The organism is Bradyrhizobium sp. CCBAU 45389 (genome assembly GCF_028128625.1).
Lineage (GTDB): Bacteria > Pseudomonadota > Alphaproteobacteria > Rhizobiales > Xanthobacteraceae > Bradyrhizobium > Bradyrhizobium liaoningense_B.
In genome coordinates this window covers 41,045-66,982 of the sequence record NZ_LBIY01000081.1, presented here as the reverse complement: position 1 = coordinate 66,982, position 25,938 = coordinate 41,045, and the positions used below count along the sequence as shown (strand labels likewise).

At 65.3% G+C, this 25,938-nt stretch carries 21 protein-coding genes; 15 read left to right on the top strand and 6 right to left on the bottom strand.

Features of this window, described 5'->3' with window-relative positions; genetic code table 11:
• Positions 1-165: 165 nt before the first annotated feature.
• From sucC to XH79_RS12705, 8 genes are all read left to right on the top strand, one after another.
• On the top strand, positions 166-1,362 hold the full coding sequence (sucC, locus tag XH79_RS12740) for an ADP-forming succinate--CoA ligase subunit beta (protein ID WP_271581895.1): 1,197 nt from the start codon (positions 166-168) through the stop codon (positions 1,360-1,362).
• A gap of 4 nt (positions 1,363-1,366) precedes the next feature.
• The gene (locus XH79_RS12735; RefSeq protein WP_271581894.1) at positions 1,367-1,846 is read left to right on the top strand and encodes a DUF1579 family protein; all 480 of its coding nucleotides are present in this window, start codon (positions 1,367-1,369) and stop codon (positions 1,844-1,846) included.
• Positions 1,847-1,882: 36 nt separating this feature from the next.
• The gene (sucD, locus tag XH79_RS12730; protein WP_018643898.1) at positions 1,883-2,767 is read left to right on the top strand and encodes a succinate--CoA ligase subunit alpha; all 885 of its coding nucleotides are present in this window, start codon (positions 1,883-1,885) and stop codon (positions 2,765-2,767) included.
• 137 nt (positions 2,768-2,904) lie between these two features.
• The gene (locus XH79_RS12725) at positions 2,905-5,862 is read left to right on the top strand and encodes a 2-oxoglutarate dehydrogenase E1 component (protein WP_212346457.1); all 2,958 of its coding nucleotides are present in this window, start codon (positions 2,905-2,907) and stop codon (positions 5,860-5,862) included.
• Between the two features lie 172 nt (positions 5,863-6,034).
• Positions 6,035-7,279, top strand: coding sequence for a 2-oxoglutarate dehydrogenase complex dihydrolipoyllysine-residue succinyltransferase (odhB, locus tag XH79_RS12720; protein WP_212346460.1), 1,245 nt, complete (start codon positions 6,035-6,037; stop codon positions 7,277-7,279).
• A 55-nt stretch (positions 7,280-7,334) separates the two neighbouring features.
• Positions 7,335-8,096 carry an SDR family oxidoreductase gene (locus tag XH79_RS12715; RefSeq protein ID WP_271581893.1) on the top strand — a complete coding sequence of 254 codons (762 nt, stop codon included), beginning with the start codon at positions 7,335-7,337 and terminating at the stop codon, positions 8,094-8,096.
• A gap of 57 nt (positions 8,097-8,153) precedes the next feature.
• Positions 8,154-9,554: a dihydrolipoyl dehydrogenase gene (lpdA, locus tag XH79_RS12710; protein ID WP_271581892.1), complete on the top strand. Its 1,401-nt coding sequence runs from the start codon at positions 8,154-8,156 to the stop codon at positions 9,552-9,554.
• Positions 9,555-9,588: 34 nt separating this feature from the next.
• Positions 9,589-10,119 (top strand): hypothetical protein, encoded by a 531-nt coding sequence (locus XH79_RS12705; protein WP_271581891.1) that lies wholly within the window; start codon positions 9,589-9,591, stop codon positions 10,117-10,119.
• 50 nt (positions 10,120-10,169) lie between these two features.
• Here XH79_RS12705 and XH79_RS12700 read toward each other — a convergent pair whose 3' ends face one another.
• From XH79_RS12700 to XH79_RS12680, 5 genes are all read right to left on the bottom strand, one after another.
• The gene (locus XH79_RS12700; RefSeq protein WP_271581890.1) at positions 10,170-10,760 is read right to left on the bottom strand and encodes a DUF4337 domain-containing protein; all 591 of its coding nucleotides are present in this window, start codon (positions 10,758-10,760) and stop codon (positions 10,170-10,172) included.
• Positions 10,761-10,860: 100 nt separating this feature from the next.
• Positions 10,861-12,399: a sulfatase gene (locus tag XH79_RS12695; RefSeq protein ID WP_271581889.1), complete on the bottom strand. Its 1,539-nt coding sequence runs from the start codon at positions 12,397-12,399 to the stop codon at positions 10,861-10,863.
• Between the two features lie 5 nt (positions 12,400-12,404).
• Positions 12,405-13,808 (bottom strand): methyltransferase domain-containing protein, encoded by a 1,404-nt coding sequence (locus XH79_RS12690; RefSeq protein ID WP_271581888.1) that lies wholly within the window; start codon positions 13,806-13,808, stop codon positions 12,405-12,407.
• Positions 13,795-14,046: a hypothetical protein gene (locus tag XH79_RS12685; RefSeq protein ID WP_212346481.1), complete on the bottom strand. Its 252-nt coding sequence runs from the start codon at positions 14,044-14,046 to the stop codon at positions 13,795-13,797. Before XH79_RS12685 ends, XH79_RS12690 begins: the two co-directional genes overlap by 14 nt.
• Before the next feature lie 190 nt (positions 14,047-14,236).
• The gene (locus tag XH79_RS12680; protein WP_212346483.1) at positions 14,237-15,202 is read right to left on the bottom strand and encodes a tyrosine recombinase XerC; all 966 of its coding nucleotides are present in this window, start codon (positions 15,200-15,202) and stop codon (positions 14,237-14,239) included.
• A 113-nt stretch (positions 15,203-15,315) separates the two neighbouring features.
• On the opposite strand from XH79_RS12680, the gene XH79_RS12675 reads away from it, so the two are divergent.
• Positions 15,316-17,526 carry a primosomal protein N' gene (locus XH79_RS12675; RefSeq protein WP_271581887.1) on the top strand — a complete coding sequence of 737 codons (2,211 nt, stop codon included), beginning with the start codon at positions 15,316-15,318 and terminating at the stop codon, positions 17,524-17,526.
• A gap of 265 nt (positions 17,527-17,791) precedes the next feature.
• On the opposite strand, the gene XH79_RS12670 is transcribed toward XH79_RS12675, so the two are convergent.
• A complete protein-coding gene (locus tag XH79_RS12670) occupies positions 17,792-18,289 on the bottom strand; it encodes a septal ring lytic transglycosylase RlpA family protein (RefSeq protein WP_271581886.1) in 498 nt (165 codons plus the stop codon).
• A gap of 648 nt (positions 18,290-18,937) precedes the next feature.
• Between XH79_RS12670 and XH79_RS12665 the strand changes: the two genes are divergently transcribed.
• The 6 genes from XH79_RS12665 to XH79_RS12640 all read left to right on the top strand — a co-directional run bounded on the left by XH79_RS12665 (position 18,938) and on the right by XH79_RS12640 (position 25,886).
• A complete protein-coding gene (locus XH79_RS12665; RefSeq protein WP_271581885.1) occupies positions 18,938-19,498 on the top strand; it encodes a F0F1 ATP synthase subunit delta in 561 nt (186 codons plus the stop codon).
• A complete protein-coding gene (gene atpA / locus XH79_RS12660; RefSeq protein ID WP_271581884.1) occupies positions 19,498-21,027 on the top strand; it encodes a F0F1 ATP synthase subunit alpha in 1,530 nt (509 codons plus the stop codon). Before XH79_RS12665 ends, atpA begins: the two co-directional genes overlap by 1 nt.
• A 144-nt stretch (positions 21,028-21,171) precedes the next feature.
• A complete protein-coding gene (locus XH79_RS12655) occupies positions 21,172-22,044 on the top strand; it encodes a F0F1 ATP synthase subunit gamma (protein WP_271581883.1) in 873 nt (290 codons plus the stop codon).
• 83 nt (positions 22,045-22,127) lie between these two features.
• Positions 22,128-23,561, top strand: a complete 1,434-nt coding sequence (gene atpD / locus XH79_RS12650) for a F0F1 ATP synthase subunit beta (protein WP_018643884.1) — start codon at positions 22,128-22,130, stop codon at positions 23,559-23,561.
• A gap of 87 nt (positions 23,562-23,648) precedes the next feature.
• A complete protein-coding gene (locus XH79_RS12645; RefSeq protein ID WP_212346495.1) occupies positions 23,649-24,056 on the top strand; it encodes a F0F1 ATP synthase subunit epsilon in 408 nt (135 codons plus the stop codon).
• Positions 24,057-24,206: 150 nt separating this feature from the next.
• Positions 24,207-25,886 carry an adenylate/guanylate cyclase domain-containing protein gene (locus tag XH79_RS12640; RefSeq protein WP_271581882.1) on the top strand — a complete coding sequence of 560 codons (1,680 nt, stop codon included), beginning with the start codon at positions 24,207-24,209 and terminating at the stop codon, positions 25,884-25,886.
• The last annotated feature ends 52 nt before the right edge of the window (positions 25,887-25,938 follow it).

Here is a 25,938-nt window from a genome sequence, read left to right as displayed (position 1 = left end):
GGTTTCACTTCCGGGACCCCACTGCCGGGGCGGGTTCCCGGTCAGCAGTCCAGAGATCTCGAAGTCAAAGAATCCGGGTTGCAGTTCCTGTGGTATATGGTATGCCAGCCACAAGACTGAGGTGGGCCCAAGAGGTCACCGCCCGCGGGTTCAGGGAGCGACCATATGAATATCCATGAATATCAGGCCAAAGCGCTGCTGGGTGAGTTCGGCGTCCCGATCTCCAAGGGCGTCCCGGTCCTCAAGGCCACTGATGCGGAAGCCGCCGCCAAGGCGCTGCCCGGTCCGGTCTATGTGGTGAAGAGCCAGATCCATGCCGGCGGCCGCGGCAAGGGCAAGTTCAAGGAAGCCTCGGCCGGCGACAAGGGCGGCGTCCGCATCGCCAAGTCGGCAGCAGAGGTCTCCGAATTCGCCAAGCAGATGCTGGGCGCAACCCTCGTGACGATCCAGACCGGCCCCGCCGGCAAGCAGGTCAACCGCCTCTACATCGAGGACGGCTCGGACATCGACAAGGAGTTCTACCTCTCGATCCTGGTCGACCGCGAGACCTCGCGCGTCTCCTTCGTCGTCTCGACCGAGGGCGGCGTCAACATCGAGGACGTCGCGCACAACACCCCCGAGAAGATCGTGACCTTCTCGGTCGATCCCGCCACCGGCATCATGGGCCATCACGGCCGCACGGTTGCGAACGCGCTGAAGCTCTCCGGTGACCTCGCCAAGCAGGCCGAAAAGCTCACCGCTCAGCTCTACGCCGCGTTCGTCGCCAAGGACATGTCGATGCTGGAGATCAACCCGCTGGTCGTGACCAAGCAGGGCCAGCTCCGCGTGCTCGACGCCAAGGTGTCGTTCGACGACAACGCGCTGTTCCGTCATCCCGAGGTGCTCGCGCTGCGCGACGAGACCGAGGAAGACGCCAAGGAAATCGAGGCGTCGAAGTACGACCTCAACTACGTCACGCTCGACGGCAACATCGGTTGCATGGTCAACGGCGCCGGTCTCGCCATGGCGACGATGGACATCATCAAGCTCTACGGCATGGCGCCGGCGAACTTCCTCGACGTCGGCGGCAGCGCCAGCAAGGAGAAGGTCGCGGCCGCGTTCAAGATCATCACCGCCGATCCCAACGTGAAGGGCATCCTGGTCAACATCTTCGGCGGCATCATGAAGTGCGACGTGATCGCCGAGGGCGTCACGGCTGCGGTTCGCGAGGTCGGCCTCAGCGTGCCGCTGGTGGTGCGCCTCGAAGGCACCAATGTCGAGCTCGGCAAGAAGATCATCCGTGAATCCGGACTGAACGTGGTGCCGGCCGACAATCTCGACGACGCCGCGCAGAAGATCGTGAAGGCCGTCAAGGGAGGCTAAGGCCATGGCCCAGGACCATCTCGCCGCATCATCTCCGCTCCCCGAGCACACGCGCCTCGCCGCGTTCGCCGGCGAATGGGATGGCGAAGAGGTGGTCTTCCCGTCGCGCTGGACGGCGGGCGGGCCGGCAACCTCTCACGTCGTCGCGCGCATGGACCTGAATGGATTTTATCTGATCCAGGACGCGGTGCAGATGCGCGACGGCAAGCAGGTCTTCGCCACCCACGGCCTCTTCACCTTCGACCGTGACGACCGGACCTACAAATTGTTCTGGTACGACTCGCTCGGTTACACGCCGCCCTCGCCCGCCTCCGGCGGGTGGGTCGGCCAGACCCTGACGCTGGTGCGCGGCTCGCTCCGCGGCAATGCGCGCCACGTCTACGAGATCATCAATGAGGATTCCTACTCGTTGAAGATCCAGTTCTCGCCGGACGCGGAAGGTTGGGCTGACGTGCTCACCGGCGTCTACCGCCGCATCCACTGACCCTCTCACTCAGTTAGTTTCGCGAAAGCAGACCTCATGTCCATCCTGATCGACAAGAACACCAAGGTCATCTGCCAGGGCTTCACCGGCAAGAACGGCACCTTCCATTCCGAGGCTGCGATGGCCTACGGCACCAAGATGGTCGGTGGCACCTCGCCGGGCAAAGGCGGCTCGACGCATCTGGGCCTGCCGGTGTTCGACACCGTGCGCGATGCGCGTGAGAAGACCGGCGCCGACGCGTCGGTGATCTACGTGCCGCCGCCGGGCGCGGCGGATGCGATCTGCGAAGCAATCGACGCCGAGATCCCGCTGATCGTCTGCATCACCGAGGGTATTCCGGTCGTCGACATGGTCCGCGTCAAGCGTTCGCTAGCCGGCTCCAAGTCGCGCCTGATCGGGCCGAACTGCCCGGGCGTCATGACCGCCGGCGAGTGCAAGATCGGCATCATGCCCGCCAACATCTTCAAGACCGGCTCGGTCGGCATCGTCTCCCGCTCGGGCACGCTGACCTATGAGGCCGTGTTCCAGACCTCCCAGGAAGGCCTCGGCCAGACCACCGCGGTCGGCATCGGCGGCGACCCGGTCAAGGGCACCGAGTTCATCGACGTGCTGGAGATGCTGCTCGCCGACCCCAAGACCGAATCGATCATCATGATCGGCGAGATTGGCGGTTCCGCCGAGGAGGACGCCGCCCAGTTCCTCAAGGACGAGGCCAAGCGCGGCCGCAAGAAGCCGATGGTCGGCTTCATCGCTGGCGTCACTGCCCCTCCCGGCCGCCGCATGGGCCATGCCGGCGCGATCATTTCGGGCGGCAAGGGCGACGCCGGTTCCAAGACCGAGGCGATGAAATCGGCAGGGATTACAGTGTCCCCGTCGCCCGCCCGCCTCGGGCATACGCTTGCCGAAAAGTTGAAGGGCTAATTCACTTCTTCGTGCTTTTCCGGGCGAAGTTTCGCAGCAAATAGGGTAAAGGGTGCCTGTCGCGCCGAGCCTCTGCCGGGGAGCTCGGCGCCAGCGCCGTTTGTTATGCGCGAACCGAAATCGCCAGGAACTCAAGTATGTCTCGCCAGGACGCGAACGCAGCCTTTGCCCTGTCATCCTTTTTGCAGGGCACCAACGCCACCTACATCGACGAAATCTACGCCCGCTACGAGAAGGACCCGTCCTCGGTCGACGCCGAGTGGCAGGAGTTCTTCAAGAGCCTCAACGACCAGCCCGCCGACGTCCGGAAGAACGCGGAAGGCCCGTCCTGGGAGCGGGACAACTGGCCGCTGACGCCCAAGGATGATCTGACCTCCGCCCTCGACGGCAACTGGGCCGAAGTCGAGAAGGCGGTCGGCGCCAAGATCGCCGCCAAGGCGCAGGCCAAGGGCGCCGACATCTCCTCCGCCGACGTGCTTCAGGCCACGCGCGACTCCGTCCGCGCCCTGATGCTGATCCGCTCCTACCGCATGCGCGGCCACTTCCACGCCAAGCTCGATCCGCTCGGCATCGAAGCCCAGCGCAACCGCGAAGAGCTCGATCCCCGCACCTACGGCTTCAGTGAAGCCGATTTCGACCGCAAGATCTTCCTCGATCACGTGCTCGGCCTCGAATACGGCACGCTGCGCGAGATCACCGCGATCTGCGAGCGTACCTACTGCCAGACGCTCGGCGTCGAGTTCATGCATATCAGCAATGCCGCGCAGAAGGCCTGGATCCAGGAGCGCATCGAGGGACCCGATAAGGAGATCTCGTTCACGCCTGAAGGTCGCAGAGCCATCCTGACGAAGCTGATCGAAGCCGAGGGCTTCGAAAAATTCTGCGACACCAAGTTCACCGGCACCAAGCGCTTCGGCCTCGATGGCGGTGAAGCGCTGATCCCCGCGCTCGAGCAGATCATCAAGCGCGGCGGCAATCTCGGCGTGAAGGAAATCGTGCTCGGCATGCCGCATCGCGGCCGCCTCAACGTGCTGACCCAGGTGTTGGGCAAGGCCCATCGCGCACTGTTCCACGAGTTCAAGGGCGGCTCGGCCAACCCCGACGCGGTCGAAGGCTCCGGCGACGTCAAATATCACCTCGGCGCCTCCTCGGACCGCGAGTTCGACGGCAATCGCATCCATCTCTCGCTGACCGCCAACCCCTCGCATCTCGAGATCGTCGATCCCGTGGTGCTCGGCAAGGTGCGCGCCAAGCAGGACCAGCACGGCGATCCCCCGGACATGCGCATCTCGGTGATGCCGCTCCTGATGCACGGCGACGCTGCGTTCGCCGGCCAGGGCGTGGTCGCGGAGTGCTTCGGCCTGTCGGACCTGAAGGGCTACCGCACCGGCGGCTCCGTGCACTTCATCGTCAACAACCAGATCGGCTTCACCACCTATCCGCGTTATTCTCGTTCTTCGCCTTACCCGTCGGACGTGGCGAAGATGATCGACGCGCCGATCTTCCACGTGAATGGCGACGATCCGGAAGCCGTGGTGTTCGCCGCCAAGGTCGCGACCGAATTCCGGCAGAAGTTCCACAAGCCGGTCGTGATCGACATGTGGTGCTATCGTCGTTACGGCCACAACGAGGGCGATGAGCCCGCGTTCACTCAGCCCGTGATGTACAAGCGGATCGCGGCCCATCCCTCGACCCTCACTCTCTACTCGAAGCGCCTGATCGCCGAAGGCGTGGTCACCGAGGGCGAGGTCGACAAGCTGAAGGCCGACTGGCGCTCGCGGCTTGATGCCGAGTTCGAGGCCGGCACCTCCTACAAGCCGAACAAGGCCGACTGGCTCGACGGCAAGTGGTCCGGCTTCAAGATCGCCGATCAGGAAGAGGATGCGCGGCGCGGCGTCACCGGCGTCGACATCGCCACACTGAAGGATATCGGCCGCAAGATCACCAAGGTGCCGGACGGCTTCCGCGTTCACCGCACCATCCAGCGTTTCCTCGATAACCGCTCGAAGGCGATCGACACCGGCGCCGGCATCGACTGGGCGACCGGCGAGGCGCTGGCGTTCTGCTCGCTGCTCAACGAAAACCATCACGTCCGTCTGTCCGGACAGGATTCGGAGCGCGGCACCTTCTCGCAGCGCCATTCGGTCCTGATCGACCAGGAGGACGAGAGCCGCTACACGCCGTTCAACCATCTCGGCCACGAGCAGGGCCATTACGAGGTCATCAACTCGCTGCTGTCGGAAGAAGCCGTGCTCGGCTTCGAATACGGCTATTCGCTCGCCGAGCCGAACACGCTGACGCTGTGGGAAGCCCAGTTCGGCGACTTCGCCAATGGTGCGCAGGTCGTGTTCGACCAGTTCATCTCCTCGGGCGAGCGCAAATGGCTGCGCATGTCCGGCCTCGTCTGCCTCTTGCCGCACGGCTATGAGGGCCAGGGACCGGAGCACTCCTCGGCGCGCCTCGAGCGTTACCTGCAGATGTGCGCGGAAGACAACATGCAGGTGGTCTACCCGACCACGCCGGCCAACTACTTCCACGTGCTGCGCCGGCAGCTGCATCGCGAGATCCGCAAGCCGCTGATCATGATGACGCCGAAATCGCTGCTGCGTCACAAGCGGGCGGTGTCGCGTCTCGAGGAGCTCGCGAAGGGCACGACGTTCCACCGCATCCTGTACGATGACGCCCAGATGCTGCCGAACGAGGCCATCAAGCTCGTTCCGGACGAGAAGATCCGCCGCATCGTGCTGTGCTCCGGCAAGGTCTATTACGACCTCTACGAGGAGCGCGAGAAGCGCGGCATCGACGACATCTATCTGATGCGCGTCGAGCAGCTCTATCCGGTGCCGCTGAAGGCGCTGGTGGCCGAGCTGTCCCGCTTCAAGAAGGCCGAAATGGTGTGGTGCCAGGAAGAGCCCCGCAACATGGGTGCCTGGCACTTCATCGAGCCCTATCTGGAATGGGTGCTGAACCAGGTGAACGGCGTGAGCCGGCGTCCGCGTTATGTCGGCCGCGCTGCTTCCGCCGCGACCGCCACGGGTCTGATGTCCAAGCATCAGGCTCAGCTGAAGGCGTTCCTGGACGAAGCGCTGAGCTGAACTTTTTGAACTGCGTCATGCCCCGCCTTGTGCGCAACCAGCGCACCGGGGCGGGGCATCCAGTAGCCGTGACGTGAATGCGAACGTCCCGGCTTGCTGGATGGCCTGCTTTTCGCAGGCCGATGACACCTGAATTCATGACCGCTACCGGCGATCCCTTAAGGAAGAGACCATGACTGAAATTCGTGTGCCGACGCTCGGCGAATCCGTCACCGAGGCCACCATCGGCCGCTGGTTCAAGAAGGCCGGCGATCCCGTCGCCGTCGACGAGCCCTTGGTGGAGCTCGAGACCGACAAGGTCACCATCGAGGTCCCCGCGCCCTCCGCCGGCACGCTGAGCGAGATCATCGCGGCCGATGGCGCGACCGTTGCTGTGGGCGCGCTGCTCGGTCAGATCACCGATGGTGCCGGCGCTGCCAAGCCCGCCGCTGCTCCCGCCAAGCCTGCCGCTGCTCCGGCGCCCGCCGCTGCGGCTCCGGCTGCTGCCGCTGCTGCGCCGAAGGCGCCGCCGGCCGATGCGCCGCTTGCCCCGTCCGTGCGCAAGCTGTCGGCCGAGACCGGCATCGATGCTTCGACCGTTCCCGGCTCCGGCAAGGATGGCCGCGTCACCAAGGGCGACATGCTCGCTGCGATCGAGCGCGCCGCGTCCGCGCCGACCCCGGTCAACCAGCCCGCCGCCGCCGTGCAGGTCCGCGCGCCGTCGCCGGCCGATGACGCCGCCCGCGAAGAGCGCGTCAAGATGACCCGCCTGCGCCAGACCATCGCGCGCCGCCTCAAGGACGTGCAGAACACCGCGGCCATGCTCACGACCTTCAACGAGGTCGACATGACCAACGTCATGGCGCTGCGTGCCCACTACAAGGACGCGTTCGAGAAGAAGCATGGCGCCAAGCTCGGCTTCATGGGCTTCTTCACCAAGGCCGTCGTGCAGGCGCTCAAGGACATTCCGGCGGTCAACGCCGAGATCGACGGCAGCGACCTGATCTACAAGAACTACTATCACATCGGCGTCGCCGTCGGCACCGACAAGGGCCTTGTCGTGCCCGTGGTGCGCGACTGCGACCACAAGTCGATCTCCGACATCGAGAAGGGCATCGCCGATTTCGGCCGCCGCGCCCGTGACGGCCAGCTCAAGATCGACGAGATGCAGGGCGGCACCTTCACCATCACCAACGGCGGCATCTACGGCTCGTTGATGTCGACCCCGATCCTGAACGCGCCGCAGTCCGGCATTTTGGGCATGCACAAGATCCAGGAGCGGCCGATGGTCGTCGGCGGCAAGATCGAGGTCCGCCCGATGATGTATCTGGCGCTGTCCTACGATCACCGCGTCATCGACGGCAAGGAAGCCGTCACCTTCCTGGTCCGCGTCAAGGAGAGCCTGGAAGATCCGGCGCGCCTGGTGCTCGATCTCTGATCCCTGATGCTCTGCGAGCGCCGTCGCTCTTTCGTGCGGCGGCGCGTGTCGAACCATGGAGGCGCGCGTGACGGATAAAGTCGTTGTCATCACCGGCGGCAGCCGCGGCATCGGGCGGGCGACCGCGATCGCGGCGGCTGCGCGCGGCTTTCGCGTCGTGGTCGGCTATGCCAGCAACAAGAAGGCCGCCGACGAAGTGGTCGCGCAGATCGAGGCCAGCAACGGCAAGGCCATCGCGGTGAAATGCGATGTCGCCGAGGAAAGCGACATCCTGGCGCTGTTCAAGGAAGCCGACAAGTTCGGCACGCTGGGAGCGCTCGTCAACAATGGCGGCATCGTCGGCAAGAGCGGCGTGCGCGTCGACGAGATGTCGGCCGAGCGCATCCAGCGCGTGATGGCCGTCAACGTCACCGGCTCCATCCTCTGCGCGCGCGAAGCCGTCAAGCGGATGTCGACCAAGCATGGCGGCAAGGGCGGCGTCATCGTCAACCTGTCCTCGGTCGCAGCCCGGCTCGGCGCCCCCAACACTTATGTCGACTATGCCGCGTCCAAGGGCGCGGTCGATTCCTTCACCGTCGGCCTCGGCTATGAGGTCGCGAACGAAGGCATCCGTGTCGCCGCGATCCGTCCCGGCCTGATCGACACCGAAATCCACGCCGCCGGCGGCGAGCCCGACCGCGCCCATCGTCTGGCCCACATGGTGCCGATGAAGCGTGTCGGCACCGCCGACGAAATCGCCAATGCCATCGTCTGGCTGATGTCGGACGAGGCCTCCTATGTCACCTCAGCCATTCTCGATGTGTCCGGCGGACGCTGACGCGCCGCGCGGACGCTGACACATCCTCATCACGCTAAACCTACGGGACTTTCTCTCATGGCTACCTACGATCTCGTCGTCATCGGCACCGGACCGGGCGGTTATGTCTGCGCAGTGCGCGCAGCCCAGCTCGGCATGAAAGTCGCCGTGGTCGAAAAGAACGCCACCCTCGGCGGCACCTGCCTCAATGTCGGCTGCATGCCCTCGAAGGCGCTGCTGCACGCGTCCGAGATGTTCGAGGAAGCCGGGCATTCCTTCGCCAAGATGGGCGTGTCGGTGTCGTCGCCGAAGCTCGATTTGCCTGCGATGATGAACTTCAAGCAGCAGGGCATCGACGGCAACGTCAAGGGCGTCGAGTTCCTGATGAAGAAGAACAAGATCGACGTGCTCAAGGGCACCGGCAAGATCCTCGGCACCGGCAAGGTCGAAGTCTCCGCCGACGGCAAGTCGCAGGTGGTCGAGACCAAGAACATCGTGATCGCGACAGGCTCCGACATCGCGCGGCTCAAGGGCATCGAGATCGACGAGAAGCGCATCGTGTCCTCGACCGGCGCGCTGTCGCTGGAGAAGGTGCCAGGCAGATTGCTGGTCATTGGCGCCGGCGTGATCGGGCTCGAACTTGGCTCTGTGTGGCGCCGGCTTGGATCCGAAGTCATGGTGGTCGAATTCCTCGATCGCATTCTGCCCGGCATGGACGGCGAGATCGCCAAGCAATTCCAGCGCATCCTTGAAAAGCAGGGATTTGCGTTCAAGCTGGGGTCGAAGGTCACCGGCGTCGAAGCGAACAGCAAGACGTTGCTCGCGAAAATCGAGCCGGCAGCCGGCGGCGCTGCCGAGACCATCGAGGCCGATGTCGTTCTGGTCTGCATCGGCCGCACGCCCTACACGGACGGGCTCGGCTTGAAGGAAGCCGGCGTGGCGCTCGATCCGCGCGGCCGCGTCCAGATCGACCCGCATTTCGCCACCAGCCTGAAGGGCGTCTATGCCATCGGCGACGTCGTCGCCGGCCCGATGCTCGCGCACAAGGCCGAGGATGAAGGCGTTGCGGTTGCGGAGATCATCGCCGGCCAAGCCGGTCACGTGAATTACGATGTGATCCCGGGCGTCGTGTATACCACGCCGGAAGTGTCCTCCGTCGGCAAGACCGAGGAGGAGCTGAAGCAGGCGGGTGTCGCTTATACCGTCGGGAAGTTTCCCTTTACCGCCAACGGCCGCTCCAAGGTCAACCAGACCACCGACGGCTTTGTGAAGATTCTCGCAGATGCGAAGACCGATCGCGTGCTCGGCGTGCACATTATCGGCATAGAGGCCGGCGAAATGATCCATGAAGCCTGCGTTCTCATGGAATTTGGTGGCAGTGCGGAAGATCTCGCGCGCACCTGCCACGCCCATCCGACCCGCTCGGAGGCCGTCAAGGAAGCCGCGCTTGCAGTCGGCAAGCGGGCCATCCATATGTAGGTTCGCGCCTAGCGAGGAATCGGGCGGGAAACACATGCTGCGCCGCCTTCTTCAACCGGTCTGGGTCCTGCTTGCGATCGTCTTTCTGATCGAAGCCTGGCTGTGGGACCATCTCGAACCGATCGTCGCGCGGGTTGTCGCAGCCATCCCGCTCGCACGTTTCAAGCAGTGGCTGACGGAGCGTGTCGACGCGCTGTCGCCGGCCATGACGCTGATCGTGTTCGCGGTCCCCATCATTCCGCTGTTTCCGCTCAAGCTGGTCGGCCTGTGGCTGCTCACGCATGAGTACTGGACCAGCGCGGTCGTCACGATCGTGTTCGCAAAGCTCGCCGGCGTCGGCGTCACCGCTTTCGTGTTCGACGTCACGCGCGACAAGCTGTTGGAGATGCCCTGGTTCGAGCGGATCTATGATCTCGTGATGAAGGTGCGCGCCAAGGCGCACCTGCTGGTCGACCCGATCAAGCGCCGCATCCGCGAGCTGATCGCCGGCAACGGCGAAGGCTGGTCCGCCCGCACGCTGCGTATGATCCAGCGTTTTAGGAAGAGCGTGCACCAGGCGCGCTGAGCTTTCCGGGTGTCGTCCCGGCGAAGGCGGAGTTTGTTGCGCTCAGCCTCTCAATGCAAATGCACCAGGTGCGGCCACCACAGGCCGAGGGCGGTCATGATCAGGCCGGCGAGGGTCAGCACGCCGCCGACATAGGCCAGCGCGATCATGCCGGTGATGATGGTGGCGGACGCCAGCACGATGCCGATCTGGAAGGCAGCGGACGCCAGCTCGAAGTGGTGGTACTTCGCGGTCGCCTCGTCGCGCTGGTGCTCGGCATGCTTGGCCTTCTCGGCGAGCTGCTCGGTGCCTTCGCCGGTCTCGGGCTCGGAGCGGTAGCGCGCCGCGGTCTTGGTCCAGTCGTCGACCTGCTTCTGCACCGCCGCCCTCTGGGCGTCGTCGGCGGTGGCGCCGAGCGTGAGCTTGCCCTGCTCGGCTGCGGTCACGACCACGGTGCGGCGGATGCTCTTGGCCTGGAAGAACGCCCAGAGATTGGCGGCCTCGACGTTCTTGCTGATCGCTTCGGTTTGGGCGCCCTTGCCGAGCGTCTCCGAGATCGCCAGGAACAGCGCCAGCACGGCAATCAGGAGCGCGATCTTCTTGTTCGATCCGGACGCGTGCTCGGCGTGCTCGGCATGCTCCATGCTTTCATGTGCGCTCATATGACCTCCTGGATGTCGCTCGCTACGATTGACCGAATGCGCCGTCGGACGCAAGCGCCAAGCGCGTTCACCGGCATCGGCGGCGATGCCGCGCGAGGGCTCATCTCACGCGTTCGGAGGAATATTCGATGGCGCGGCCGAAATCCGCGCTGTTGTCATACGGCGTTACGAAAAAACGTGGATGATGCGGCTTGAACTCTGCGCCGGAGAGGCAGGCGAGCACCAGGGGAAACGTGTCGATCAGCGTCAGGTCGTCGGCTGCCATCGCACGACAAGGGTAGGGCAGCCGCATTGCGTCGAGGGCGCCGAACCGTTCGTGCAGATCCTCGTCCGTCCAGGCCGTCGGCGGCTTCTTGAATTGGCCACGGAAGGCCGTGCCGTGATCCGACTGAAGAATGATCAGGGCGCCGGGATCGGCCTGCGTGATGTCATGGAGCAGCGCCAGCGTCTGTGAATTGACGCAAGTCAGCTGCTCGATGAACGCCGGCCGCGCCTCCGGAATCCAGCGCTGGAGATCCGGATCGGCAGGGCGGAAACTGCAATCCGACCGGAAGCGGATCGGCGGATGCGGTGCGAGGACATGCGCATAGAGGAAGAATGGCGAAGGCATCGCACGGATGGCGTTCAGCTTCGCGTCGAGATCGTCGACGCCGCCCCATGCGAACGGCGTCGATTGCCGGCGCTGCACCACCAGGTCGACGAGCGGCGTGTTGGAGAGGATCGCGATATCGAGCTCGTCCAGACCGAGATTGCCGCGCACGCATCGCGGCTGGTCCGGTGCGCATTCGGTGAGGTAATCGTAGCCGTTCTCGAAATGCACATAGGTGTAGCCCGCCGACGTCAGGCGGGCCACGGTGCGGTTCTTGCCCCTGACGCGTGCCTGCATGTCCTGCAACGGCAGCGGCCGAAGCGTCTCGCCCTCGCTCTCGACGGTGTAGTCGAAACTCGCCGTGCTGGAGATCGAGTTGACGGTGGCGGGAAAGTTGGAGCGGCTCCTGGCCAGCACGGCGAAGTCGAGCCCGCGCAGCGACCGGATGAAGTCGCTGTTGTCGAACTTGAAATCCTCGGCGAGCACGTCCTGCCGCGGATATCCGTCGAGCACGATCCAGTAGATGTTGGGCGAGCGTGCAAAACGCTCGCGCGTCCCGGCGCTGGCGGATGCGTCGGTGTGCGCGGGGCCGTCGCGCAGCGCAAAGGCCGCAATGCGCGCGATCGAAGGCGCTGCGAATGCGGCCGACAGAACCAGGGCGACCGATACGGCGGCACGATTGCGGATGGCGGCGAGCGCCACGATGCCGATCACCGAGGTCGCCGCAACCCAGGCCAGCGGCGCGAGCTGGCCGAGATGCGCCTTCAGCTCGCGCTGGATCAGGCCGACATCGTAGGAGAAGAAGACGAACACCATCAATCCCGTCGCCAGCAGGATGCGCCAGAGCGGAAGCCTCCGCAGCAGGATCTTCAAGCCGGCCGCGACGATCGCCGTGATCGCCAAAGTGCCGGCGGCGTAGTGCAGGACCCGGGCGGGACCGGCGAGTGCGGCGATATTCTCGGCGTAGAAATCGAGCAGCGCCACCGTCGACAGCGCCGCGGCCGTCGCCAGCGATCGCAGCAGCAGCCAGTGATCGTCTCGCCTGCGCATCGCGGCTAGCCGGCCACGCGTTCGAATTCGTACAGCGCGCGGCCGCCGGCCGCGAGCTCGAGCCGCCGCACGATGCGCGCGTGGCGACCGAGCGCCTGCTCGAATTGACCGCTGTCGTAGTCGGCAAAGATGTCGCGCCGCAGCCGCAGCATGCGCTGGACCATCGGATCCGCCTTCGGCACGAATTCGATCACGCCGCGCGGTGCGAGACCGACGAGCCACTCCGCCACGAAGGGCAGGGGCACGTTGCGGCCGATCGCGAGGTGATGCACCAGCGCCAGCGCGATGACGGCGTCGGCGTTGCGGCGCGAGGAGAGGCCGGTTCGCTCGGCCTCGGCCCAGCCCTGCGCGGGGCTTGGGTTTGCCGCATCGGAGAACAGCGGCAGGAAGTCGAGGCGGCCGGCCGCCGCGCGCGCGGCCGCGCCCTCCAGCGCATCGAGGTCGGCATCGAAGCCGATCACGGATTTCGCACCGTTCTGCAGCAGCGCCTCGGCGTAACGGCCGGTGTTGCAGCCGATGTCCCAGGCGCTGGCGGGCGCATGGCGGCGGGCGAAATCCGCGACGAAATCCCGCTTCCGGCGCTCTTCGTCGCCGGCATAGGAGACGTTATCGGTCTCGTAGCGCTGCCATTCCGTCGGCGCGATCGCTTTCGGCGCAAGCTTCGAGATCCAGCGATGCAGCCGTCGCAGCAGCAGTTGCAGCGCGGCTTTTGGCAGCGGGCGCGCCGGACGGGTGGTGGCATCCGGCGCATGCCGCGCGCGTCGCTGCATCAGGTCGGGCAGGGTGATGTTGGTCAGGATGTCGGGCGCGAGCCAGCGCCTGAAGCGGCCGAGCAGCGCGACGATGTCGCGGCTCGCGATGCCCTCGAGCGCGCCGCGATACCAGGAATTGTGCGCGATCCCGAACAGCGCCCGCAGCAGCAGCGGGTTGACGAATTGCTCGATGAACTGACGCTGGCCGGTCCAGTAGTCGCCGTCGCGGTAAGGCACGAAGGAGGAGATGTCGATGAAGACGGGACGGTGGCCTGCGAATTGAACGTTGTAGGCGCTCGCATCCGACAGCGTGAAACCGAAATCGAGCGCGCGCAGCTGCACGTCGAGGTGCAGCAGCGCGGCGCGCTTGAGCAGGGCGAACGGCCATTCGTAAGGGTAGGAGATGAACGGCAGTCTCGGATGCACGAGCACACGTGTGCCGCGCGCGGGCTCCGGCATGTCGGTTAGCACCGCCGCATCGACCTCTTCCGCGCCGATGATCCAGCCCCGGCCGAGCAGATCGTCATAGGCGCCGGAGGATTTCAGCAGCAGGAAATTCCGCTCGGCCTCGCCGTTGACGGAGCGAAGGATCGCGCCGCCCGATGCGAAGACGGTGGCGGACGGATCGCGGAAAGAGCCGGGATCACGGCTGGCCATTGCTTGAGGGGTCCTTGGGCCAGCTTCGCGGATGTGCCTTCGATCGCCAGAACCATCCCAGGATCCGCCGCCCATAGGCACGGATGGCAATCAGGCCGCCGGCAATGGCCGCGATCAGGCTCTGCACCGCGAATGCGCCCGTCCCCGGATCGAGATAGGCGTAGGCACTGGTCGGCATCAGCGCGGCGAGACACGCCAGCATGGTCACGAAGACCACGGGAGATTTCTTGTTCTTCATGGAAGCCCCGTCACGACAGGGACGACCGGCCATGCCGGGCCGGGCGCACTATCTGTGACAGAGCGTAGCACTCCACCCCGGCGCGTAACCTTAAATCTTGTCCATCAAGGCGGGGATCGCCCGATTTCCGCCACCGCGGCACCGCCGCATTCCGCAAATAAGGCAGGCGGGAAATGCTCTGAAATAATTTTCAGCGCCGCGGATGCGCGCTGGCATAGACCTCGAGCAGGCGCTCGGAATCGATGCCGGTGTAGACCTGCGTGGTCGAGAGCGAGGAATGGCCGAGCAGCTCCTGGATCGCGCGCAGGTCGCCGCCGCGCGAGAGCAGGTGCGTGGCGAAGGAATGGCGGAGCGCGTGCGGCGTGGCGCTGTCGGGCAGGCCGAGCGCGCCGCGCAGGCGTTCCATCGCGAGCTGGATGATACGCGGGCTCAAGGGACCGCCGCGTGCGCCGACGAAGATCGGCCCTTCCGCCGGCAGCGGATACGGGCACATCGCAACGTATTCCTGCACCAGCTCCAGCACGTTCTGCAGCACCGGCACCATGCGCGTCTTGTTGCCCTTGCCTGTCACGATCAGCACGTCGCCTTCGCCGGGCCGCGGCACCTCGCGGCGTTTCAGGCCGAGCGCTTCGGAGATGCGCAGGCCCGAGCCATACAAGAGCGCCATCACCGCGGCATCGCGCACAAGGATCCAGGTCTCGCGTTCCTCGCCGGCGCGCTCGTCGGCATCGGCAAGACGCTTTGCCGATGCCATCGGCAACGGTTTTGGCAGGCTCTTGGCGACTTTCGGCGCACGGATCGCGGAGAGCGCGCCGACCTTGCCCTTGCCTTCGCGCTCGAGGAAGCGGCCGAACGAGCGCAGGCCCGCCAGCGCGCGCATCAGGCTGCGTCCGGCGATGTCGTCGGCGCGGCGCATCGCCATGAAGGCGCGGACGTCGGTCGCTTCCAGCGCGGCGAACCGCTTGAGCGTCACGCGCTCGCCCCAATGGCTGCAAAGGAAGTCCAGGCACTGCCGCAAGTCCCGGCCATAGGCCTCCAGCGTCTTCGGCGACAGCCGCCGCTCGGCGCCGAGATGCGCCAGCCAGCGCGTCATTTCCTGCGCGATCGAGGGATCGGCGCTGGCAAGCTCGATCAAGGGGGCGGCCGCTTTGCTCATGCGCTCTGGACGTGGTGATTCCGCACAGTATATCGCATCACACCCGTTTACTGTTCGCTAAGGCCGCCCCGCGGCGTTAGCTTCAAGACCCCAAGGTTCCGATTCTCCCTTCCATGGATCACAGCTCGCGCAGCAACACTGCCCCCGCCAACGCGACCCCCATGGTCGACGTGCTGGTGCCGGTCGCGCTCGACCAGACCTATTCCTACAAGGTGCCGCGCGGCATGGAGCTGAAGGCGGGCGATCTCCTCAGCGTGCCGCTCGGCGCGCGCGAGGTGCTGGGCGTGGTCTGGGGCGAGAACGCCAATCCCGATCCGCGCCTGCATAACCGTCTCAAGGAGGTCAGCGAGAAGCTCGACGTCGCACCGCTGAAGCCCGAATTGCGCCAAGTCGTCGACTGGGTCGCCAATTACACGCTGAGCCCGCGCGGCATGGTGCTGCGCATGTGCCTGCGGATGGGCGACAATCTCGGCCCCGAGCGGGTGCGTCCCGGCGTGCGCCTGACCGGCGATCCGCCGCGGCGGCTGACGCCGGCGCGGCAACGGGTGATCGAGGTGCTGTCGGACCGGCTGCTGCACGGCAAGTCGGAGGCGGCCAGGGAGGCCGGCGTCTCGGCCGGCGTGATCGACGGCCTCGTCGACGAAGGCACGCTCACGGTCGAGCCGATGCCGCCGCCTGCGCCGCCGCCGGCCCCCGACCCGGATTACGGCCGTCCCGATTTCTCGCCGCTGCAGCGCACGGCGGCCGATACGCTGCGTGCGCTCGCCGCTAACGGCACGTTCCATGTCGCGCTGCTCGACGGCGTCACCGGCTCCGGCAAGACCGAGGTCTATTTCGAAGCCGTGGCCGAGGCGATCCGCCGCGGAAAACAGTCGCTGATCCTGATGCCGGAAATCGCGCTCACCGGCCAGTTCCTCGACCGCTTCGCGCAGCGCTTCGGCGTGCGGCCGATCGAATGGCACTCCGAACTGACGCCGCGCACCCGCGCGCGCAACTGGGCGGCGATCTCCGAAGGCAGCGCGCCGGTCGTGGTCGGCGCGCGCTCGGCGCTGTTCTTGCCTTACGCCAATCTCGGCCTCATCGTCGTCGATGAAGAGCACGACCAGGCCTACAAGCAGGACGAGGGCGTGCACTATCACGCCCGCGACATGGCGGTGGTGCGCGCGCATATCGCCAAGATTCCGGTCGTGCTGGCCTCCGCGACGCCGTCGGTCGAATCCGAGGTCAATGCGCGCAAGAACCGCTATCAGCGCATCGCGCTGCCCTCGCGCTTCGGCGGCCAGCACATGCCGCATATCGAGGCCATCGACCTGCGCCGCGAGCCGCCCGCGCGCGGCCGCTACATCTCCCCGCGGCTCGCCAGCGAGATCAGAACCGCGATCGAGCGGCGCGAGCAGGCGCTGCTGTTCCTCAATCGCCGCGGCTATGCGCCGCTGACGCTGTGCCGCGGCTGCGGCCATCGCTTCGCCTGCACCATCTGCGATGCCTGGCTGGTCGATCACCGCTTCCGCCAGCGCCTGGTCTGTCACCATTGCGGCTTCTCGATGCCGCGCCCGCATCTCTGCCCGCACTGTTCGGCCGAGGAATCGCTGGTCGCCGTCGGTCCCGGCGTCGAGCGCCTGCAGGAGGAGGCCGCCGCGCTGTTCCCGGAAGCGCGCACCATGGTGCTGTCGAGCGATCTCATCACCTCGATCGAGACGATGCGCTCGGAACTCGCCGAGATCGCGGAGGGCCGCGTCGACATCATCATCGGCACGCAGCTGGTGGCCAAGGGGCACAATTTTCCGCGGCTCAATCTGGTCGGCGTGGTCGATGCCGATCTTGGTCTCTCCAACGGCGATCCGCGCGCGGCGGAGCGGACCTGGCAATTGCTCAACCAGGTGATCGGTCGCGCCGGCCGCGAGCAGGGCCGCGGCGTCGGCTATCTGCAGACCCATCAGCCCGATCATCCCGTGATGAAGGCGCTGATCGCCTGCGATCGCGAGGCCTTCTACGACAGCGAGATCGACCTGCGCGAGAGGACGCTCTATCCGCCGTTCGGCCGGCTCGCGAGCCTGATCATTTCCGCCGGCGACCGCCCGAGCGCGGAAGGTCTCGGCCGCCGTCTCGTCGCGCTCGCGCCGCGCGACGAGCGCGTGGTGGTGCTGGGGCCGGCCGAGGCGCCGCTCGCGGTCATCAAGGGCCGCTACCGCTTCCGCATCCTGGTGAAATCGGCGCGCGGTTTCGATCTCTCGGACTATTTGCGCAACTGGCTCGCGGTGTGTCCGAAGCCGACCGGCAATCAGAAGCTGGAAGTGGACGTCGATCCGCAGAGCTTTTTGTAATTCTCAAGCTCTCGTAGGGTGGGCAAAGCGCGCGTCTTCGTTCGAAGAACGAAGGCGTAAGCGTGCCCACCATTGAAATTGGTGGGCACGCATCCGTCGCCGCTCTGCGAGCGCCGGAGGATGCTTTGCCCACCCTACGGCAGCTTCATCCCGGCTACGAAAAACAAACAAAAAAAGCCCGCGGTCCCCCAAGACCGCGGGCTTGTTTCATGCGCGCATCAAACTGATGGAAAGTGCGCGAGCAATGTGAGGCGCCTCGAACGCCTTAGGAGACGACTTCCGCGGTGACGCGGCCGACGCCGGCGCCGGTGAGGCCGATGGCGCGGGCAGCGCCGGTGGAGAGATCGAGGACACGGCCGCGAATGAACGGGCCGCGGTCATTGATGGTGACGATGACGCTCTGGCCGCCATGGGTGACGCGCAGCTTGGTGCCGAACGGCAGCGAACGGTGCGCTGCGGTCATGGCGTTCTGGTTGAAGCGCTGGCCCGACGCGGTCCGGCTGCCGGACTCGTTGCCGTAATAGGACGCCATGCCGGAGAAGCTGCGGCCCGTGCCCGAGGACGGCGTCATCGCCGCGTTGGCGTTGCGCCAATCGGGGGTCGCGTTGGTATCGGCCTGGGCGTGGTGGCGGTGATGATGCCGGTGATGCCTGGACTTGGCGGACGCCTCGGTGGCGGTTCCCCCGACGATCAGAGTGGCGGCGACGAAAGCGATCGCCGTTCGCGGCCGGGTCACGGTGCCCAGCGTCTTCAAAGACAGCATTTCTTGGTCCCTAAGCTAGTATTGCCACATATGTGGCTAGTGGAGCCCCCATCAGTTTGTGAGCGATTTGGCGTTTCGATTCGCAATGAGGCGTGAATTGGGCAGTAAATCCGCTCGGGGTCGTCATGAAATATCTTGTTACCGCCGCACGATATTCGACCGATGTTTCGTAGTCTTCGGCTTTAACGATTTATTAAGCTCAGTATTACTTGCGAATACTGTAAAGCGAAGTCATCGCCCCCGGCATTTAGAATTGGGTAAGTATTCGGCGAGTGGAACGGAGGAGGCGGGAATCACGCCTCAGCGATCCGTGTTCATGGCGGGTATGCGCTGGCGGCAGGAACCAAAGCGCGGATTGCCGCCGTCAGGCTCAGGGCAATTCCGTGGCGTGGCAGGCCGTCGCCTCTCGCATCGCGAGTTCTCGTGGAGTGCGACGAACTGGCGACAGAACCCCGTGCCTTTAATTTGGCGTCATGTTGCACGTGCGCGCCTGCTATGTTAGCAAAGCCGCGATTTTAACGGACCCGGCACTTCCCGTGTCGGCCGGAAATCAAAGTCCCGCTTGAATTCCAAGGGCTTGGATCGCTAGGCGCTGCTTCGCGGCGACGGTTTTTCCCTTGCGAGTTTGACAGCAAAAAGAGCGCGTCTGTGGCTGCAGAAGATACGTCCGTTTCAGGTGTGTCCGGCCGTTATGCAACGGCCTTGTTTGAACTGGCCCGCGACCAGAAATTGGTCGACGAGGTCAAAGCCGATCTCGACAAATTCGAGGCCTTGCTGACCGAGAGCGCCGATCTCAAGCGCCTCGTCCGCAGCCCGGTGTTCGCGGCCGATGCCCAGTCCAAGGCCCTCTCGGCCGTGCTGGACAAGGCCGGCATTGCCGGGATCTCCGCCAATTTCCTCAAAGTGCTGACCGCCAACCGCCGCCTGTTCGCGGTGGCCGACGTCATCCGCGCCTATCGCGTCCTCGTCGCCAAGTTCAAGGGCGAGACGACGGCCGACGTGACCGTGGCGGAAGCGCTCTCTGACAAGAATCTCGACGCCCTCAAGGTTGCCCTGAAGTCGGTGACCGGCAAGGACGTCGCGCTGAACGTGAAAGTCGATCCCTCGATCATCGGTGGCCTCGTCGTCAAGCTGGGCAGCCGCATGGTGGATGGTTCGCTTCGCACCAAACTCAATTCGATCAAGCACGCGATGAAAGAGGCAGGCTGATGGACATCCGCGCCGCGGAAATTTCCGCGATCCTCAAGGACCAGATCAAGAATTTCGGCCAGGAAGCTGAAGTCTCCGAAGTCGGACAGGTGCTGTCCGTCGGCGACGGTATCGCCCGCGTCTACGGTCTGGACAACGTCCAGGCCGGTGAAATGGTCGAGTTCGAGAACGGCACCCGCGGCATGGCGCTGAACCTCGAAACCGACAACGTCGGTGTCGTTATTTTCGGTGCCGACCGTGAGATCAAGGAAGGCCAGACCGTCAAGCGCACCCGCGCCATCGTGGACGCGCCGGTCGGCAAGGGTCTGCTCGGCCGCGTCGTCGACGCGCTCGGCAATCCCATCGACGGCAAGGGCCCGATCCAGGCCGACAAGCGCATGCGCGTCGACGTCAAGGCGCCCGGCATCATTCCGCGCAAGTCGGTGAGCGAGCCGATGGCGACCGGCCTCAAGGCGATCGACGCCCTGATCCCGATCGGCCGCGGCCAGCGCGAGCTGATCATCGGCGACCGTCAGACCGGCAAGACCGCGATCGCGCTCGACACCATCCTGAACCAGAAGCCGCTCAACGCGCAGCCCGACGAGAACATCAAGCTGTACTGCGTCTACGTCGCGGTCGGCCAGAAGCGTTCGACCGTCGCGCAGTTCGTGAAGGTTCTGGAAGAGCAGGGCGCGCTCGAATATTCGATCGTCGTCGCCGCCACCGCCTCCGATCCGGCGCCGATGCAGTACATCGCCCCCTTTACTGCCTGCACCATGGGCGAATTCTTCCGCGATAACGGCATGCACGCCGTCATCATCTATGACGATCTGTCCAAGCAGGCCGTCGCCTACCGCCAGATGTCGCTGCTGTTGCGCCGTCCGCCGGGCCGCGAAGCCTATCCGGGCGACGTGTTCTATCTGCACTCCCGCCTGCTCGAGCGCGCGGCGAAGCTCAGCAAGGACCATGGCTCGGGCTCGCTGACCGCGCTGCCGGTCATCGAAACCCAGGCCAACGACGTCTCGGCCTACATTCCGACCAACGTCATCTCGATCACCGACGGCCAGATCTTCCTGGAAACCGACCTGTTCTTCCAGGGCATCCGTCCCGCGGTGAACGTCGGTCTGTCGGTGTCGCGCGTCGGCTCCTCGGCGCAGACCAAGGCCACCAAGAAGGTCGCCGGCAAGATCAAGGGCGAGCTCGCGCAGTACCGCGAAATGGCGGCGTTCGCGCAGTTCGGCTCCGACCTCGACGCCTCGACCCAGCGCCTGCTCAACCGCGGCTCGCGCCTCACCGAGCTCCTGAAGCAGCCGCAATTCTCGCCGCTGAAGATGGAAGAGCAGGTCTGCGTGATCTGGGCCGGCACCAACGGCTATCTCGACCCGCTTCCGGTCAACAAGGTGCGCGCGTTCGAGGACGGCCTGCTCTCGCTGCTGCGCGGCAAGCACGTCGACATCCTCAATACGATCCGCGACAGCCGCGACCTCGCCGACGACACCGCTGGCAAGCTGAAGTCGGTGGTCGAAGGCTTTGCGAAGAGCTTCGCGTAATTCAGGCATGGCCGGATCTGTCCGGCCATGACCGCTTCGCGAGAGGCAAACCAATAAGACGCATGCCCGGCGCCCGGCCGGGCATTGCAGTAGGGACAGGCTAGCGGTCCGACGCTTCAGTCGAACCGCCGGGGTGAACGAAGAATGGCGTCACTTAAAGACATGCGCGTCCGCATCGCCTCCACCAAGGCGACGCAAAAGATCACCAAGGCCATGCAGATGGTCGCGGCCTCGAAGCTGCGCCGCGCGCAGACCGCGGCGGAAGCTGCGCGTCCCTATGCCGACAAGATGAGCGCGGTGATCTCCAACATCGCCGGCGCCGCGGCGGGCTCGCCCGGTGCGCCGGCGCTGCTGGCCGGCACCGGCCGCGATCAGGTTCACCTGCTGCTGGTCTGCACCGGCGAGCGCGGCCTGTCCGGCGCCTTCAACTCCTCGATCGTGCGTCTTGCCCGCGAGCGCGCGCTCGCCCTGATGAACCAGGGCAAGGAAGTGAAATTTTTCTGCGTCGGCCGCAAGGGCTACGAGCAGCTCCGCCGCCAGTTCGACAAGCAGATCGTCGAGCATCTCGACCTGCGCAGCGTCCGCCAGCTCGGCTTCGTCAACGCCGAGGACATCGCCAAGAAGGTTCTGGCGCGTTTCGAGGCCAGCGAGTTCGACGTCTGCACGCTGTTCTATTCGCGCTTCCGCTCGGTGATCGCGCAGATCCCGACCGCCCAGCAGATTATTCCGCTGGTCGTCGAGGAGGGCGCTGCCGCCAGCACGACCTCTTACGAATACGAGCCGGAAGAGGACGAGATCCTCACCCGCCTGTTGCCGCGTAACCTCGCGGTCCAGATCTTCCGCGCGCTGCTCGAGAACAACGCCTCGTTCTACGGCGCGCAGATGAGCGCGATGGACAACGCGACGCGCAACGCCGGTGAGATGATCCGCAAGCAGACGCTGGTCTACAACCGCACGCGTCAGGCGCAGATCACCAAGGAACTGATCGAAATCATCTCGGGTGCCGAGGCCGTCTGACCAAGACGGATTGGCACTCATCACACGCAACATCCCGGTCAAATTGACTGTGGTCTAGAAGTTCGGATCGAAGGAGACATTCAATGGCAGCCCAGGTCGGTCGCGTCACCCAGGTCATCGGCGCCGTCGTCGACGTGCAGTTCGAAGGCCACCTCCCGGCCATTCTCAACTCGCTCGAGACCAAGAACGGCGGCAACCGCCTGGTGCTCGAGGTCGCCCAGCATCTCGGCGAATCCACCGTGCGCACGATCGCGATGGACACCACCGAGGGTCTGGTCCGCGGCCAGGAAGTGACCGACACCGGTTCGCCGATCCGCGTTCCCGTCGGCGAGGGCACGCTCGGCCGCATCATCAACGTCATCGGCGAGCCGATCGACGAAGCCGGTCCCGTCAAGTCGGAAGGCCTGCGCGCCATCCACCAGGAAGCGCCGACCTACACCGACCAGTCCACGGAAGCTGAAATTCTCGTCACCGGCATCAAGGTCGTCGACCTCCTTGCTCCCTACGCGAAGGGCGGCAAGATCGGCCTGTTCGGCGGCGCCGGCGTCGGCAAGACCGTGCTGATCCAGGAGCTGATCAACAACGTCGCGAAGGCGCACGGCGGTTACTCCGTGTTCGCCGGCGTCGGCGAGCGTACCCGCGAGGGCAACGACCTCTATCACGAGTTCATCGAGTCCAAGGTCAACGCCGATCCGCACAATCCGGATCCGAGCGTGAAGTCGAAGTGCGCGCTGGTGTTCGGCCAGATGAACGAGCCGCCCGGCGCCCGCGCCCGCGTCGCGCTCACCGGCCTGACCATCGCGGAAGACTTCCGCGACAAGGGCCAGGACGTGCTGTTCTTCGTCGACAACATCTTCCGCTTCACCCAGGCCGGCTCGGAAGTGTCGGCTCTGCTCGGCCGTATTCCTTCGGCGGTGGGTTATCAGCCGACGCTCGCCACCGACATGGGCGCGCTGCAGGAGCGCATCACCACCACGCAGAAGGGTTCGATCACCTCGGTGCAGGCCATCTACGTTCCGGCCGACGACTTGACCGACCCGGCGCCCGCGACCTCGTTCGCGCATCTTGACGCGACCACCACGCTGTCGCGCTCGATCGCTGAAAAGGGCATCTACCCGGCGGTGGACCCGCTCGACTCGACCTCGCGCATGCTCTCCCCGCTGGTCGTCGGCGAGGAGCACTACGCGGTCGCCCGTCAGGTCCAGCAGGTGCTGCAGCGCTACAAGGCGCTCCAGGACATCATCGCCATTCTCGGCATGGACGAGCTTTCGGAAGAGGACAAGCTGACCGTGGCCCGCGCCCGCAAGGTCGAGCGCTTCATGTCGCAGCCGTTCCACGTCGCCGAAATCTTCACGGGCTCGCCCGGCAAGTTCGTCGACCTCGCCGACACCATCAAGGGCTTCAAGGGCCTGGTGGAAGGCAAGTACGACCACCTGCCGGAAGCCGCCTTCTACATGGTCGGCACCATCGAAGAAGCCGTCGAGAAGGGCAAGAAGCTGGCGGCGGAAGCCGCCTAAGCTGGCGAATAGCGAATAGGGAGTGGCGAATAGCTGTTCCCTGTTTCAACCACTCGCCATTCGCCACTCACCATTCGCAGGTTTCTTATGGCCACCTTCCACTTCGATCTCGTCTCTCCGGAAAAGCTCGCCTTCTCGGGCGAGGTCGACCAGGTCGACGTCCCCGGTTGGGAGGGCGACTTCGGCGTGCTCGCCGGACATGCTCCCCTCGTGGCTGCGGTGCGGCCGGGTATCCTGACGATCATCGCCGGCGGCCAGAAGCAGAAGGTCATCGTGCTCGGTGGGCTCGCGGAAGTGTCCGACGATCGCCTGACCGTGCTGGCCGACGTCGCCACGTCGATCGAAGAGCTTGATCGGGCGCAGTTCGCCGACCAGATCGCGGAAATGCAGGAAAAGCTTTCCGAGAAGGAAGGCGGCGAGCTCGATCTCGCGATCGCGCGGCTCGATCATTACAAGAGCATCCAGCACGAGCTCAACACGACGGCTATGCACTAAGCCCCGGCGCAGCCGCTCCGGGGCTCAGGCTCAAAATTCCTGAATAAGTTCAGCGCTCGTCACGACCGTGGCGGGCGCTGAAACTTTGTTGCACCGCGCCAGAGATAGCGGCATTCTGCGCCCGCGAATTTGTTCCGGGGCGGGTCACAGATGAAACGCAAGATCGCGGCGATTTTCGCAGCCGATATTGCCGGGTATTCGAGGCTGGTCGCGGAAGACGAAGAGGAGACGCTGCGGCGCCTGGCCTCTTACCGCGAAGTCATCGACGATTTCATCGCAAAGGCGAACGGCCGAATCTTCAACACGGCGGGCGATGCCGTGCTCGCGGAATTCCCGAGCGCGGTCGATGCGGTGCGCTGTGCGATCGACATCCAGGAATCCCTGCGGACCCGCAACATGGCGTACCCGCCGAGCCGGCAGATGTCGTTCCGCATCGGCATCACCATCGGCGACGTGGTCGAGCGCAACGGCGATCTGCTGGGGGACGGCGTCAACATCGCGGCGCGGCTTGAAGGCCTCGCCGAGGTCGGCGGCATCTGCGTCTCCCGCGCCGTGCACGAACAGGTCGCCAACAAGCTGTCGGTTCAGTTCGCCGATATCGGCGCGCAGGAGGTCAAGAACATCCCGACGCCGGTCCATGCCTACATGGTGGCGATGCGGCGCGAGGACGGCAGCTATTCCAAGCCGCAGGTGAAGAAGGCGGCTTCGAAGGTGGCCGCCGCACCGGTGTGGATGTGGCCGCTGGTCGTTGCCGTCGTCTCGATCGTCGGCATCGTCGTCACCGGCTTCCTCTACAACACCAAGCTCAAGCAGACTGCGAGCGTCGCAGCCCAGCCGGCCGCGGCACCGGTTGCCGTGCCGAGCGCAACCCCGACTGCGATGGCTGCGTCGCCGACTCCGATGCCGACCCAAATGGCAAAGGCGCCGATGGCTCCGATGCCTCCGTCCAATGCCGGCGCTGCGATGGCGCCGATGCCTTCGCCGTCACCCTCCGCCGCGCCGATGACAGGCAAGCTCGCGGCCGACGGCGTGCCCTTCATCAACGAGCGCGTCCGCAACTATCTGGCCGGCGACTATGCCGCTTCCGGTGACTACAAGGCCTTCGCGCTCAATGTCGGCGGCTTCACCGGCTCGGTGTTGAACCAGCCGAGCGAGGAAGCCGCCCGCAACGGCGCGCTTGAGCAGTGCCAGAAGCGCGCCGATGCCGCGCAATCGCCGCGGCGCTGCGAGCTCTATGCGGTCGGCAACAATGTCGTCTACGCGCACGGCAAGCCGCCGATGCCGCCGGCGCCTTACTTCCGGCATGACGCCATGACCGAGCGGGCGTTCGCCTCGAAGGACTTTCCGATCGTGCGCGATCCGCAAAAAGTCCGGCTCGAGAACATGTTCGTGCCGGCGGCGAAATCCCGCTCGGTCGCGCTCGGACCGGGCGGACAATATTTCATGGTGCTGGGCGCATCATCCGCCGAGGACGCGGCGCGGCGCTCGCTGGAATCGTGCGGTGCGATCGCCGGCGTTGCCTGCATGATCGTCGCGATCGACGACAACTTCGTCGTGCCGATTCCGACGCTGCTGAGAATCACCGGCTTCTTCCACGCCGCGAGCAATCCCTCGATCGTGGCCGATGCCCGCGACGAGGTCGTGCGCAAGCTCGGTGATGCCATGGGCTGGAACGCCGTCGCCGTCGGCACCTCGGGCCGCCCCGGCCTCGGCCTCAAGGCCGCCGACGAGCAGACCGCCGTCAACACCGCGCTCGCCGACTGCGCCAAACGCGACCGCGATTGCCACGTCATCGCGATCGGCCCGTTCACGGTGGGACCGATCAATTAGTCTGGCTCTGATTGTGCCCCACTAGCGCTCCGACATAGGTGCGTTCCCTCCC